Annotated in this window: 11 protein-coding genes; 5 read left to right on the forward strand and 6 right to left on the reverse strand. The window is 58.3% G+C overall.

Features of this window, described 5'->3' with window-relative positions:
- The first annotated feature begins 1,360 nt into the window (after positions 1-1,360).
- A complete protein-coding gene (locus tag Pan181_RS23775; protein WP_145251123.1) occupies positions 1,361-2,026 on the forward strand; it encodes a DUF6677 family protein in 666 nt (221 codons plus the stop codon).
- 8 nt (positions 2,027-2,034) lie between these two features.
- Positions 2,035-2,265, forward strand: a complete 231-nt coding sequence (locus Pan181_RS23780) for a hypothetical protein (RefSeq protein ID WP_231943686.1) — start codon at positions 2,035-2,037, stop codon at positions 2,263-2,265.
- 123 nt (positions 2,266-2,388) lie between these two features.
- Here the strand turns inward: Pan181_RS23780 and Pan181_RS23785 are convergent, their stop codons facing one another.
- Positions 2,389-3,477 (reverse strand): IS630 family transposase, encoded by a 1,089-nt coding sequence (locus Pan181_RS23785; protein WP_145246142.1) that lies wholly within the window; start codon positions 3,475-3,477, stop codon positions 2,389-2,391.
- 84 nt (positions 3,478-3,561) lie between these two features.
- On the opposite strand from Pan181_RS23785, the gene Pan181_RS23790 reads away from it, so the two are divergent.
- Positions 3,562-4,575: an isoaspartyl peptidase/L-asparaginase family protein gene (locus tag Pan181_RS23790; protein WP_197528646.1), complete on the forward strand. Its 1,014-nt coding sequence runs from the start codon at positions 3,562-3,564 to the stop codon at positions 4,573-4,575.
- A gap of 66 nt (positions 4,576-4,641) precedes the next feature.
- Here the strand turns inward: Pan181_RS23790 and Pan181_RS23795 are convergent, their stop codons facing one another.
- The 4 genes from Pan181_RS23795 to Pan181_RS23810 all read right to left on the reverse strand — a co-directional run bounded on the left by Pan181_RS23795 (position 4,642) and on the right by Pan181_RS23810 (position 10,552).
- Positions 4,642-6,291, reverse strand: a complete 1,650-nt coding sequence (locus tag Pan181_RS23795; RefSeq protein WP_145251129.1) for an FAD-dependent oxidoreductase — start codon at positions 6,289-6,291, stop codon at positions 4,642-4,644.
- 52 nt (positions 6,292-6,343) lie between these two features.
- Positions 6,344-6,901, reverse strand: a complete 558-nt coding sequence (locus Pan181_RS23800) for a rhodanese-like domain-containing protein (RefSeq protein ID WP_145251132.1) — start codon at positions 6,899-6,901, stop codon at positions 6,344-6,346.
- A gap of 94 nt (positions 6,902-6,995) precedes the next feature.
- Positions 6,996-7,307 carry an ArsR/SmtB family transcription factor gene (locus tag Pan181_RS23805; RefSeq protein ID WP_145251135.1) on the reverse strand — a complete coding sequence of 104 codons (312 nt, stop codon included), beginning with the start codon at positions 7,305-7,307 and terminating at the stop codon, positions 6,996-6,998.
- A 434-nt stretch (positions 7,308-7,741) separates the two neighbouring features.
- Entirely contained in the window at positions 7,742-10,552 is a 2,811-nt protein-coding gene (locus tag Pan181_RS23810) for an MMPL family transporter (protein ID WP_197528647.1), read from the reverse strand.
- A 515-nt stretch (positions 10,553-11,067) separates the two neighbouring features.
- On the opposite strand from Pan181_RS23810, the gene Pan181_RS23815 reads away from it, so the two are divergent.
- Positions 11,068-12,105: a sialate O-acetylesterase gene (locus Pan181_RS23815; protein WP_197528648.1), complete on the forward strand. Its 1,038-nt coding sequence runs from the start codon at positions 11,068-11,070 to the stop codon at positions 12,103-12,105.
- Here the strand turns inward: Pan181_RS23815 and Pan181_RS26365 are convergent.
- The gene (locus Pan181_RS26365) at positions 12,092-12,262 is read right to left on the reverse strand and encodes a hypothetical protein (protein ID WP_197528649.1); all 171 of its coding nucleotides are present in this window, start codon (positions 12,260-12,262) and stop codon (positions 12,092-12,094) included. The genes Pan181_RS23815 and Pan181_RS26365 overlap by 14 nt on opposite strands.
- On the opposite strand from Pan181_RS26365, the gene Pan181_RS23820 reads away from it, so the two are divergent.
- On the forward strand, positions 12,261-13,748 hold the full coding sequence (locus Pan181_RS23820) for a porin (RefSeq protein WP_145251144.1): 1,488 nt from the start codon (positions 12,261-12,263) through the stop codon (positions 13,746-13,748). The two genes, Pan181_RS26365 and Pan181_RS23820, sit on opposite strands and share 2 nt — an antisense overlap.
- Positions 13,749-13,776: the final 28 nt, after the last annotated feature.

Raw genomic sequence — 13,776 nt, forward strand, 5'->3', positions numbered from 1 at the left:
CCTCGGACTATCATTGCTTCCTTCCGCTTCGACCACAATGTCATGTGTATGAGTTATCACCAACCCGACCGTCGAAACATTTTCCAAGGACCTCCCTCAGCTTCATCGTTAGCCGCAGGTTTGAATATCCCAGAAGCTGCCATCGGTGTACATCACCGACATCACCTAGCGGGGTGACCTATCTGCAGGCGGTTGTAACAACCTCAATCACTTCAGTAATCTCCGAGACTCACTAGGTTTCATCGGCCGAAGCACATTAACCCTACCGAGAGTTTCGCTGTTCTCTCCCCCCGGCGGCGCAACCCTTTGCGGGGGGATGATTCCCTTTCACGGAATGCTAGAGAGCGGGGGCGGCTCAGTTGTCGAAGCCGGCTGGCTCTCGGTGGTGCTCTTGTCCTCCGCGGGCTCGGCGTCTCTGCGTGAGACTTCTTGTGGTTGCTCCAGGTCCACCTCGCTAGCCATCGCCTTCGGCTGCGGGCTAAACGAATTTTCTGAATGCTCCAGTTTTCGCTGGGAATTGGCCACCAATGGTGTTCTAATGGACAGGTGACTGAGGCCGTCGGCTATCAGCTTTCGGCTGTTGGCTTTTTTGGTGATTGGAGGTGGATCAGATGTGATGCTGTTTTGAACTCGAACGACTAGCGACACGCAGGCTAAGGGTTGCCGGCGTGGGCGTTCGCTGCTGCGCGTGTTGGTAATGCATGTGATGGGGCTGCGTCGCTGTCGCTCCTGGTCCCATCCTACAGGGCGCTCGTTGGTGACACGCTCGAAATGGCTAGCTGAGATCTTTCAGTCGCTGGAAGCTCCTTCAAGATGACATCCGCAATCAGAACTCCCAACTCCCAACTTCCAACCCCCAACGTCCAACCAAAAATACTTTCCCACCCATGGGAATCTATTTTGGGCAACTATCGCGGAGGTGTTGATGCAACTCTCTACTATCAAACGACTTGCGATTGATTCCCCCCGTGAAAATAGATTCCCACTCGATGCGTTTTTGGGAATGGGAATCTATTCGCAGCCGAAAACCACTGGTTTTGTAGAGTGCGTGCTAATTCAATTTTCCCATCGGTGGGTAAATTGGGAATCTATTCGTGGTGGTGGGAATGTATCGCTAGCAGCGGGGGCCCGATGGTGGGGGTTCGCGCACCGGGGGAGTTGGCGGACCTGGCCAGAGGAATGAGCCACAGAATAGGTAAGCTAAATGAGCTGGAGCCGATCCCCCATTGGGTTCCTGCTTGCATTCATGGCCGCCTACACATCTGGCGGAAAGCCCCACATTGGATAACAATATAGGATTTCACCGGGCGAATCCCCAGTAGATTGATAATTACCGCTTCCCTTTAGAGCGTGGATCGTGATGGCCGACCCCAACCCGTACACTACCGCCGACCAACAACCCGAGGTCGATCTACGGGATGCGCGGCTCGCGGCGTTTCTCGCCTGGCTGTTCCCTGGACTCGGCCACCTGTATCAGCGGCGGGTCGGCAAAGGGCTGCTGTTCATGATTACGATCATGGCCACGTTTGCGTACGGCATGTACCTCGGCGGTGGGCGCGTGGTTTACGCGTCGACCACCAATCCGGTCGGCAACTTCACCAAGTTCAAAGAGCGCTGGCACTATGCCTGCCAACTGCCGATCGGGCTGCCGGCGCTGCCCGCCTATGTGCAGACCTGGCGAGTGGAGAATGGCAACGAACCGCTGCACTGGTTCGGCGATAACTTCGAGCGTCCCCCGTACAACGTGCAAACGCTACAGCTCGCATCGCCGGCTACCGAACGTGGCGTGCTGGAAGCGGAGTACCTGCAGTCGACCGATCAGTCGAAGAACACCGTGCTCCATATTTCGGAACGCGAAAAGTGGAACCACGATTACAATTACCTGTTCGAGCTAGGCACCGTGTTTACGATGATTGCTGGGCTGATGAATGTGCTGGCGATCTGTGATGCAAGGTGGGGACCACTCACGCATTTGAAGCCAGAACCAAAGTCCGACGATAACGCCAACTCCGACTCCTCCACGTAAGACCTGCCATGATGCTTTCCGCCTTAGCTCAGCTATCGACACTGGTTCCCCTGGCTGCCATGACAGGTCGTCTATGGTATGCGTTGCCGCTGGTTGCCAGCGTGAGCTTGGTGTATGCCGCGACTCGTCATGAAGCGATGCCCGCCATTCTGAATCACGCCTGGCGATTTGGATTGTGGATACTAGTGTTCATGCTCGGCGTGGCCGCCATTGTTCAAGTGACGACTTGGACCTTGTAGTCTGGCGAGTTAGGTCGCCCAACGCGTAGGCGATCCGCCTGAAGCCTTTTGCCACTTCCGAAAAGCAAGGATTCCCTATGCGGTGCATCACCCTTCTGCTGATCACCTTATACGCATTCTAATTTAAACCTGCGCGTTTGAGCCGCCATCAACATACGGGGCGGCACAGACGGTTTTGATGAGTTCTTCGTTGAGCACGGCGGTCCGCCATGCGGTCATGGCCGCTTCTTCCAAGTCATCGTAGTCGTCGTAGGCCCGGTTGCTCCAGAAGTGGCTTTTGAGGTAATGCCAGAGGTTTTCGATTGGGTTAAGTTCAGGGCTGTAGGGCGGCAGTTGCACCAGCGACACGTTTTCTGGGACCTGAATTGCCTTGCTGGTGTGGAAGCCGGCGCCATCCCAGATCATCACGGCGTGCTCGCCCTCGGGGATCGTTTCGGAGAACGATTCCAAGAACGAGTTAATGATCTTCGTGTTCAGTTGCGGGCTCAGCAGGCCCTCGGCGTGTCCGGTTTCCGGGCAGACCGCCCCAATCACCCACAAGTATTCGTATTCGGTTTGACGGACGGCGGTCGGTCGGGAGCCCCGCTCGGCCCACAGGTTGGTGTTGGTCCCCTGCTGTCCGAACCGTGATTCGTCCTGGAAGTAGACCCGCAGCTGTTTATGGGGATGCTCCGCGGCGATCTCCTTGATTCGCTCAGGCCACTCCCGCTTGAACGCCTCGATCTTTTCAGGGTCTGCTTTGCGATGACGCGGCCTGGGACGCAGGTAGCTGTAGCCCAATCGGTGTAGCAGCCAGTACACCGCAGGCAACGACCGCCTCACGCCGAACTCCTCGGCCAAGATGCGTTGGAAGTCCTTGCCCCGCAACGAGCAGACAAGGTCTTCGCTCGTTGGCCCTGCCGCGAGACGCTCACGAAACGTCTGCTCTTGGTCGGCTGTGAGTGGCAGGTTCAACGACCCACCGCGGTGGTCGTCCAGCCCCGCCAGCCCGTGTCGATTGTATCGGGCGACCCACTCCTGGCACGCCCGTCGCGATAGCCCAACAGCGGCTGCCACAGCGGGGGCCGTCCAGCCCTCGTGACCTAAGATCAGAATCCGCAACCGCTTGGAGCGATTGACGTTCTTCTCCACACGCTCCAATCGCTTTAACTCCGCAAGCGGAAGATGCCCCGCCACTTTCATCGCGACCTCCATGTTCTCGGAAAGTCGCATTATGATGGGGGGAATAGGAAAGCGCAATAGAAAGCGCGCAGCTCTTCTTTAGAATGCGTATTACTCGCCTGGGATATGACTGCCATGGATGGAACTGCGGACGATCAACCCAACAGCAATCCACGCTGGGTGCTGGTGCTCCATGGCGGAGCCGGCAGCATTCCCGGCGACTCGCCCGACGACATTCGCACTGGCTACGAAAACGGAGTGCGCCAGGCGATGCAGGTGGGAGTGGAACTGCTGGAGCAAGGCAAGTCGGCGGTGGATGTCGCCGAAGCGGTGGTGGTTTGCCTGGAAGACTCGCCGATTTTCAACGCTGGCAAAGGTTCGGTTTTCACCGGCGCAGGAGTTCATGAACTCGACGCTTGCATCATGGATGGCAGCACGCTGTCGTCCGGCGCGGTGACCAACGTCAACCAATTGAAGAACCCCATCCGCGCCGCCCGCCATGTGATGGACGACACCCGTCATATGCTGCTGGCTTGCGAAGGGGCCGAAGAGTTCGCCCTGGCTGCTGGATGCGAGCACGTGGACCAATCGTATTACTTCACGAGCCGACGCTTCCACGCCCTCAATCGCTATCGGGAGCGTCGCAACCTCGAACCGCTCGCGACCCCCGGCTATCCCTTGGAGCCAGGGCAGGGGATCGAGCCCGATGCTAGCGCCGACGAACCGGGCAACACGGTCGGCTGCGTGGTGCTCGACGCCGAGGGGCATCTCGCCGCGGCCACCAGCACCGGCGGGCTGAATGGCAAAATGGCAGGACGGGTCGGCGACACCCCGATCGTCGGTGCGGGAACGTACGCCAACCAGTTTTGCGGTGTCAGCGGTACCGGCATCGGCGAAGAGTACATGCGACACGTGCTGTGCGCCCGAGTTGCCTGGCTGGTCGAAGCAGGCCAAACGCCAGAGCAAGCGGTGCAGCACTGCCTGACCAATATTCTGAAACCCAACCAAGGCGGGCTGATTGCCATCGGTGCGGATGGTCAGGTGACCGCGCTGAGCAACACCGGTTCGATGCCCCATGCGATTGCCGACTCAAACGGTCGGCGTGAGATCGGTATATGGATGGACCCCCCCGCTCTCAACGAAAACTAGCCAACGATCGATTAAGAGAGCGAGGGGATCCTTGATCCTGTCCCCAAACAAGCAGCCGCGCGAGGCTTAACTTGGTTGCGTCGCGGTCACATGCATGTAGGTGGTGTAACCGCCACTTAGGTTGCGTGCTTGGAATCCGTGTTCCAGCAGAATACGGGTGGCCATGTAGCCGCGCTGGCCGACTTTGCAGTACGCGACGATCGGTTGATCCTTCGGCAAATCGTCGAGGTGATCACGCAGTTCGTCGAGCGGAATGTTCTTCGCTCCGTCGATGGCTCCATCGGCAAACTCCTGCGGAGTGCGAACATCGAGCAGCAGAGCGTCGTCCAGCTCGCCTTGCACTAGAGCGGTCGAGTGGGCGACTGGTTGGTCGCCACGCATCGCACCTGCAGCAATGAAGCCTGCCATGTTCACGGGATCCTTGGCCGATCCGTATTGAGGAGCGTAGCAGAGTTCGGCCTCTTCGAGGTCCTCCACGGTCATCCCAGCCTGAATCGCCATGGCGAGCACGTCGGTCCGCTTGTCGATGCTCTCGGTGCCGACGATCTGCCCGCCGAGCAACCGCCCCGACTTCGGATCGAACAACACCTTGATCGACATCCCTTTCGCACCAGGGTAGTAGCCGGCATGGCTACCTGGGTGCAGGTAGACCTTCTCGTACTCCAACCCCATGCGCTGGCACACTTTTTCGCTCAACCCGGTCATGGCCGCGCCGTGTTTCCAAAGTCCCACGATGGCGGTGCCTTGCGTTCCGCGATACTTCGAGTCGCGACCAAAAATGTGATCGGCCGCGATGCGTCCCTGACGGTTCGCCGGACCTGCCAGCGGTATCTGCACCGGAGTGCCCGATACGACTTCCGTTACTTCGATCGCATCGCCCACTGCGTAGATGTCGGGATCGTTAGTCTGCTGGTGAGCGTTTACCTGAATGCCGCCGCGTTGGGCGACGTTCAGCTCGGCATTCACCGCCAGCATGTTTTCGGGGCGGACTCCGATGGAGAGCACCACGAAATCGGCCGGCAGCACTTCGCCGTTAGAGAGCACCACTTCCAGATGATCACCCGCTTGGCGGAACTCGCTGGCTTGGGTCCCCAAGTGGAGCGACACTCCTTTCTCAAGTAGCAACGTCTCGAGCGGGGCGATCATCTCGGCATCCCACGGCGGCAGAATCTGCGTGTTGAGTTCCACCACTGCGGTTTCGAGTCCGCGATGCACCAGGTTCTCGGCCATTTCGATGCCGATGAATCCTGCGCCGATAATCACCGCCCGCTTCGCTTCGCGAGTCGCACTCGCCAGCCGATCGGCGTCGTCCAAGTTGCGTAGGGTGTAGATGCCTGGCAAATCGATCCCTGGGATCGGCGGTCGAAACGGAGCGGCCCCCGGCGCGAGAATCAACTTGTCGTAACTCTCGGTGTACTCCTCGCCGGTGTCGAGGCGTTTGATCGTCACCTGCTTCGCCTTGCGATCGATCGACTCGACCGATTCACGAATACGCACATCGAGTTGGTAACGCTGACGAAGCCGTTCGACAGGGCTCACGAGCAGCTTGTCTCGCGATTCAATCGTGCCACCCACGTAGTAAGGCATGCCGCAGTTGGCGAACGACGGGTCGCTGCCTCGTTCGACGAGGATGATTTCGGCCGATTCCGATAACCTACGTGCCCGAGCGGCCGCGCTGGCCCCACCGGCGACACCACCGACGATAACAATCTTCATGATCATTCAATGAGGTTAGAGTTTTTCAAATGGACAGATGCCCTGCGGCATGTCAGGCGGCACTCTTCACGTTGGTGGTGCAGCAACTGGTATCGGTGACCTGGTTCCAAGGCATCCGAGCCAGCAGCATGCCCATGCCACACGTGTCGGTCACGCCAGCAAACACCAAGCCCGCTCCCACAAACCCCGACAAGGCAATCCAGGCTGGGTGCACGAAGCTCAGCCCGACGCCAGTCAGCACAAGCAGTCCGGCCGCGATGCGAACTTGGCGTTCGAGCGAGATGGCCTTCTTGCCTTTCACCACCGGCATGCCGGCTGCGTGGCAACCCATGGTACCACCTTCCACGTTCACAATGTTCTGCACGCCGGCGGCATCGAGCTTTTGGCAAGCCTGGGCCGAGCGGCCCCCCTTCTGACAAACCACGTACAACGGCTCGTCTTCCGAGCGCTGCGGCACATTATCAGCCGACAGCCGATCGAGGGGAACATTCATCGCTCCGCGAACATGGATTTCGCGAAACTCAACCGGCGTACGCACGTCGATCAACGTCACGTTACCGCTGTTGTGAACTTGCTTGAACTCTTCAGGACTCATGTTTTGAACGGCCATTGCCAGGCTCCTTCTATTGTTTGTAACATCGCGACAATACGACATTTCATTTGTGACAGTTTCCCGAATCACACGCAGCTTTTGCATCGACCGACTACTTGGTACCGAATCGGGTCTCGATGCAGGTCATAATCGACGCCAGATGAGGTTCTCCCACCGAGTAGTACCGCTTGCGGCCATCCTTGGTGCTCTCGAGCAGGCCACAGCGTTGCATCAATCGCAGATGCTCCGAAGCCATATGGCTAGGAATCTCGCACGCCTCGGCCAGCTCGCCTACCGTGTATTCATCCTGCAGCAGCATTTGCACCATGCGAAGGCGATGGGGGTGTGCCAGCGTTCGCAGGCACTCGGCCGCTTGGTCGAGGGCACCCAGGTTCGTCAGTCGCATTTCGTTTGCATTTGCCATAGTTTTCGATTGCCTCCTACACTCAAATATATCGTAACATCACGATATGTCAATTCACTTATTCTCACAAAATCTCACAGCGGGTCGCCGCACGCCTTTTTGTCGACTTTCTAGCGGTTCGCCCGGCTAACCGGATCGGGGCAATCTCCCTTCGAGCACCATCGCGGCCCAGGTAGAAATGGGCGCATAAAAAAACCGAAGGGACCCGATTGGGTCCCTCCGGCGTCGCTATTCGCGGGTCGTAGAAGTATGATCAGTGCGGGTGTGCGAACAGCTGGATGGATGAATGTGAGCAACAAGTAAGTGTCACAACCGTAGTCTCGTTACTTGGTACGTCTGAGTCAATCAGGGCGCAAGGGAAAATAGAAGAATTTAACATTATCGTCATCTTTTCCCACACTGCGCTAGCAGTGACGGCTACCAAGTTGGCGCTGTTAACTTGCCGATTTGGTAATGGATGCATCTTTCGAGCGAGCCGCTGTCGGCTGCTTGGCTGATTTCGCCGGAGTGCTAGTTGCATCGGCTTCTTGCGGTTCGTTCTCGCTGGCAGAAGGGTCTTCTTCCTTTCCAGACATCAAAGCAAAGAAGCAAGGAACTACCACGGTACGCACGAAGAACGTATCGAGTAGTACACCAAGCGAGAGCGAGAATCCCAGCTCGATCATACCGCGAAGCGTACCGGTGGTCATCGCGATGAACGTGCCGGCCATGATGATGCCGCAACTGGTGATGATGCCACCGGTCTGCACCATTGCTTTACGCAGGCCGCGACGTGGGCCGAGCTTTTCTTGCTCCTCGAAAACACGCGTGGTGAGGTAGATGTTGTAGTCTTGTCCCACTGCGATGAGGATCACGAACAAGAAGACCGGTGCCTTCCAGTCGAGCCCATCGAAGGTATCGCCGTAGAACCAGCCGAAGAAGATCTCGGTCAGGCCGATCGTTCCGTAGTACGAAAGCAGTACGGTGATAATCAAGTACACGCAGACCATCGGTCGGCGGAGAATCAACACGATCACTGCGAACACCGCGCCGACGACCCACATCTTGATCGTGGTCTCGTCGCGCGAGGTGACGTTCTGCAAGTCACGCATACCAGGCGTGGTGCCGATGTATTCGAACGTGGCCCCTTTCCAGGCCCCCAGTCCCTCGCGCACTTTCTGCCAGGCGTCGTTGCCGCTGGCAAACCATTCGGGCGCTTGCTCGGGAAGCTGCTCACCGCGACTGATCGCACCGAGTTTCTCTTCGAGCACGTCGACGATCTTGCGGGCGTCGCGGGAGAAGGGATCTTTATCGAGCACCAAGTGCAACTGTGTCACTCGCCCAGCGTACTCGCCGGTCTCGGAAACAAACGTGCTTTTCGCGAGTGGGCTGCCGGCCACGGCCAACGCGGTAAGGTTCTCACTACTGGTCGGATCACCGCCGCGCGGCTTGTACAAACTGCGGACGTCGGCCACTCCTTCGACGTTGTACAAGTACATATTCAGGTAGGCGATCGAGTAGTTGCCCTTCTCGTTCAACTGCCCCTCCGGCAAGTAGGCAACCACCGACATCGGGGCACTTTCACCTGGCGGGAAGTACTCGCGAATCAACTCGGTGCCTTGCTTGCTGGCGCGATCCTCGGCCAACTCGTTCATGAAGTCGTGCGTTACCTGCACGTCGAGGCCTTCGAGAATAAACACCGCAGCGATGCCCAACGCCCCCCAGAGAATCCAACCGGGACGCTTCAGCACCTGCACGGCCACCCAGTTCCAGAGCGGCGACATGCGACGCATTTGGTCGTCGAACGATTCGCCCTCGCGAGCTTCGTGATCTTCGTTGTGAATGCCGAACGGCCAGAACACCACCTTGCCGAACGCTCGCAACAGCGAGGGGGCAAACGAAATGCACGCCAGCAATGCGACAAACAAACAGATGGCAACTACCGGGCCAGAGTAAACGAACTTGCCGTACTCGGCGAAGAACATCGTGGCCAAACCAAGAATGGTAGTAAACGCACTCGCGGCCAGTGCGTCGCCGACGTTCGACAGCGCGGTGCCCGACGCTTTGTTGATATCGGTGCCAAGCCCCAGCTCTTCCTTAAATCGCGAGATCAAGAACAAGCAGAAGTCGGTACCCGCACCAAACAGAATCACGATCACGAAGATCTTAGTGGTCGTGAAAATCTTGAAGTCACTCGTAATGCCAAACAGGGTGATATTGCCGGGAGCAAAGTACTCGGCCAGCAAAGCGACCACGTCGCTCGCAACGCTCAAGCTGATCGCGATAGTCGCCATGGGGATGATTACCAACAGCGGTGAGCGATAGATCACGATCAAACAGAGGAACACCAGAATCACGGTAGTGGTCTCGGTGCTCTTCAAGCTCTCGGCGACCGACGCTTGCATGTCGCCGCCGATCATGGCCGAACCACTGAGGCCGATGTCGAGCCCCTCGGGCTTGTTTGGATCCTGCCGAGCGGCATCCACCAATTCGGTGACGGCTCTGAGGATGCCGACGTTCTCGGTGGCCATCATGTCGGTGGTCAAACGCCCGACCACCATCACCGCGTGGCCCTCCAAACGGGCTTCGTTGGAGTCGGCCGATGTGGGACGAGCCGAGCGACGATTGTTCTTGAGCATCTGCCCGACCACGGGAGTCAGCTCGGTCCAGACCCGGTTCTGCGGATCCGCCCACGGCAGGTTCACGTAGTCCACCATATCGCCGACCGTGGTGAACGCCTTCACCGGATCGGTCGGCGGTACCGCGTTGAACTTCTTGATCCACTCATCGACGAGTTCGGTGACTTCGGTGGCCGACAACCCTAGCGACGGAACCGGTGGAGCCGACTCGCCGGAGTCGCTTGCGGCTGCTTCCGCTTGCTCAAGAGTTACCAGCAAGGTCTCGGGAGTGATGTTCGTGGGATCGCTGCCGAACTTCTCGACAATCAGGTTCTTGAGTGCCTGTAGATTCTCTGTATTGTTGTGATCGACGTGGGCCAGCTTGTTTGCGACGTCGATCGCGTACTGGCGATCAAGTTTGTCGAGCGGGCGATCGGGCCGGGCAAAGACCAGCGCGATTTGGCTTTTGACATTCTCATCGGGGAATGCCTTTTTCAACAGTTCAATGCCACGGCGGCTAGTGGAGTTCTCTGGCAGGTAATCGAAGTCGCCATCCAGAGCTACGTCTTTCCAGCTCGGGGCGACCATCTTCAAACCAATGGCCAGAACGATCCAACCGACTAGAAGCACCAGCCAGAAGCGGTTCACCAATTTTCCCAGTGCATCAAACATGGGGCTTTGCGGTTCGAGAGAGATAGGCGGGGGGGAAGTTAGGCCGCTCGCGAGGGGTAGGCCGCCAAGGCGACCTGACTCGCGAGGCGATTGAGACGATTCGATGTATTTTTGGGCTACTTGCGATCGGCCTACCAACAACGGAAAGCCTGAGCATCATTCCGGTGAGATCGTCCCAAGCCCATGATGTTATCCCGTTTGTGACGACAGTCCTAGTGTTCAGACCACTCGCAAAACCCAGATTCACAGGCCGGAAATCTCCCTAATCGCTACTACGTACCTACTCTCCTGCTGTTACAGGCCAACCTGCCTTTTTTCCCAGGTGGCACGGAGTATCGCCTGTAAGTGCGACAGTTGTCCCCGCATCTCTCCCACACTCCCCACTCGCACAACACCCCCCACATGAGGTAATGCAGGGGACAACCGCAACACCCGGCGAAATAATGCTCGGTATTGATGCTCATCCCCTTTCGAACTGCTGGGAGCTTGCCATGCGAACTGTTGCCTTTGCTGTTGCCGCGATGCTAATGCTGCTGAGTCACCAGGCTGCGACCGCGGCCGACTCGGTGAAGGTATTTGTGCTAGTCGGGCAGTCGAACATGCAGGGCCAGGCTTCGCTCGAAACGCTCGGGCACCAGATCATCGAGCCCCGCACCCGCGAGATGTTCGCCCATCTGCACGACGGCCAAGGCAATTACCTGAGCCGCGACGACGTGTATATCCACTTTCTCGACCGCCATGGCAAACTGACTGTCGGCTACGGCGCCCGCAACGATCGCTTCGGCCCCGAGCTCGGGTTCGGCTGGACGGTTGGCAACGCGCTCGACGAGCCAGTGCTGATCGTGAAAGCCGCGTACGGTGGTCGTTCGTTGTACCGCGATTTCCGCCCGCCATCGGCCGGCCTGCCCAGCGACGAACAGCTATCGAAAGAACTCGAGCAGCTTCAGAAACGCGAGCCCGAAGCAACGCTCGACGACGTGAAGCAGAAGTATGGCTTTGCTTATCGCGATATGCTGAGCGAAGTGAAGCACGCCCGCGAAAACTATCAGCAACTCTTTCCGGAGCTGGCCGACAAGAAATTCGAACTCGCAGGCTTCGTGTGGTTCCAAGGCTGGAACGACATGATCAGAGACGAATACTCCGCCGCTTACACCGACAACATGGCGCACTTCATCAAAGACGTGCGGAGCGATCTGCAGGCGCCGGAGTTGCCGTTCATCATCGGCCAGATGGGGGTCGACGGACCATACCAGGGCGACGATCCCACGAGCGACAAGAAGGAACGCTTCAAGGCCAACCAGGCGGCTGCGGCCGAGCTGCCGGAGTTCGCGGGCAACGTCGCGGTGGTGAAAACCGACCAGTACTGGGACGCCGACGCGGCCGAGGCCTTCAAGACCTGGAAGGACGACGTCGAAGCGTGGAAGCACTTTGGCAACGATCGCCCGTACCATTACCTCGGCAGCCCCAAAATCATCTACGAGGTTGGCCAGGCGTTTGGCGAAGAGATGCTCGAACTCACCAGCAAGTAGCATCCATCTGGCGTGCTAGCAGGCGATTCCAACCATCGACTCGGCGGCTGCGCAAACCGGTAAAATCGACACAATCGCTCATATCGAACTCGCGATAGCGTCGATGCTCAGATACGGGAGTGTGCATCTCTACGGGAATCGAGGAATCGGTCATCATGCCAGGCAAGCCAGTACTACGTATTGCGCTAGCGGTCTGGCTACTTGCTGGCATCGCCCAGGGGCAAACGCCGACGCCGGCCAGCGACGCCGACGACCTGGCGGCGATCGTCGAGCAGCAAGCGATTCAGATTCGCCAACTGCAAGAGCGACTGGATCGCTGGGAGTCGATCTACGAGCCCGATCTCTCCACCGAGCCTGGCTGCGAAGCTCCACTGACGATTCGGCGACTGCCGGTGCTAACCGAGCAATCGACCGCCCCCAGCTGCCAGGCGATCGACGACAGCGCTTCGCACCGGCTGTTGCACTTTCAAACCGAGTACGACGATGGCCTGGTGATCCGCCCCTACGATCCGGCGAAGCATCCGTTCGAGCTCAAGATCAACGGCTGGATTCAATTCCGCCATCACGGTTTCAGTCGCGATGTCTCGTCGTGGACCAGCATGGCTGGCAACACGCACAGTATTCGCAATCGCAACGCGTTTGATATCGAGCGCGGCCGGCTCGTCTTCTCTGGCTACGCCAAGGACCCACGCCTCACCTACTTCCTGCAGCTCGACGGCGACACCGACGGCGGCCACGCGGTCGACTTCTTCGACTACTGGTGGGCGTGGGACTTCAGCGACGACTTCCAAATCCAATTCGGCAAACGCAAAGTCACCGCCAGTCGGCAATGGCTGCTCGGCGCACGCTCCACGCGACTCACCGAGCGGCCGATGGCGTGCGATTTCTTCCGCCCCGACCGCACGCTCGGCATTTTCGCTAATGGCAAGTTCGGCGAAACGGGTCGCTACGAACTGATGGTCGGCAACGGTTATTCCACGTCCAACCTGCCCGACTCGGCGACCGATAACAACCTGACCTTCGCGGCAACCAGCTACTTCGATATCGGTGGAAAGTACGGAAGCCAGATTGTCGACTTTCAGCCGTCCGACGATCCGGTCGCGCGGCTGGGGCATTCGATGGTTTATTCGCCGATTACCGAAGGCACGAATGGCCTGCCGCTCGGCGAGGCCGACTTCACCCGCCTGACCGATGGCACGCAGCTCACCGCCAACGGAGCACTAGCACCTGGCGTTACCGTTTCGGCCTACAAGATCTATCTCTATAGCGTCGACTTCGCTGCCAAGTATCGCGGTTGGAGCTTCAATTCCGAGGTCTACCTGCGATGGATCGAACAACTCGAGGCCAACGGAGCGCTACCGACTTACAACCTGTATCAACACGGGTACTTCGTGGAAGGGGGACACTTTGTGATCCCCCGTACGCTCGAGTGGAACGTTCGCTACTCGCAAATCAACGGGCGGTTTGGGAACTCCGGCGAAGTGGCCGTCGGCCTGAACTGGTTCCCACGAAAATCGACCGACATGAAACTTTCGATCGACTTCACCAACGTGGTGAGCAGTGCGTTACAAAACACGTCGAGCGACATCCTCGTCGGCGACGACGGTCGACTGATCCGCGCGCAGATTCAAACCGAATTCTAAGGCTCGCACCTGAATGCCGGTGCGATAG

Origin of the sequence: Aeoliella mucimassa (genome assembly GCF_007748035.1) — a bacterium.
Lineage (GTDB): Bacteria > Planctomycetota > Planctomycetia > Pirellulales > Lacipirellulaceae > Aeoliella > Aeoliella mucimassa.

Coding starts and splice junctions, on each gene's coding strand:
- Pan181_RS23775 (WP_145251123.1), top strand. CDS start 1,361: ATGGCCGACCCCAACCCGTACACTACCGCCGACCAACAACCCGAGGTC.
- Pan181_RS23780 (WP_231943686.1), top strand. CDS start 2,035: ATGATGCTTTCCGCCTTAGCTCAGCTATCGACACTGGTTCCCCTGGCT.
- Pan181_RS23785 (WP_145246142.1), bottom strand. CDS start 3,477: ATGCGACTTTCCGAGAACATGGAGGTCGCGATGAAAGTGGCGGGGCAT.
- Pan181_RS23790 (WP_197528646.1), top strand. CDS start 3,562: ATGGATGGAACTGCGGACGATCAACCCAACAGCAATCCACGCTGGGTG.
- Pan181_RS23795 (WP_145251129.1), bottom strand. CDS start 6,291: ATGAAGATTGTTATCGTCGGTGGTGTCGCCGGTGGGGCCAGCGCGGCC.
- Pan181_RS23800 (WP_145251132.1), bottom strand. CDS start 6,901: ATGGCCGTTCAAAACATGAGTCCTGAAGAGTTCAAGCAAGTTCACAAC.
- Pan181_RS23805 (WP_145251135.1), bottom strand. CDS start 7,307: ATGGCAAATGCAAACGAAATGCGACTGACGAACCTGGGTGCCCTCGAC.
- Pan181_RS23815 (WP_197528648.1), top strand. CDS start 11,068: ATGCGAACTGTTGCCTTTGCTGTTGCCGCGATGCTAATGCTGCTGAGT.
- Pan181_RS23820 (WP_145251144.1), top strand. CDS start 12,261: ATGCCAGGCAAGCCAGTACTACGTATTGCGCTAGCGGTCTGGCTACTT.
- Pan181_RS26365 (WP_197528649.1), bottom strand. CDS start 12,262: ATGATGACCGATTCCTCGATTCCCGTAGAGATGCACACTCCCGTATCT.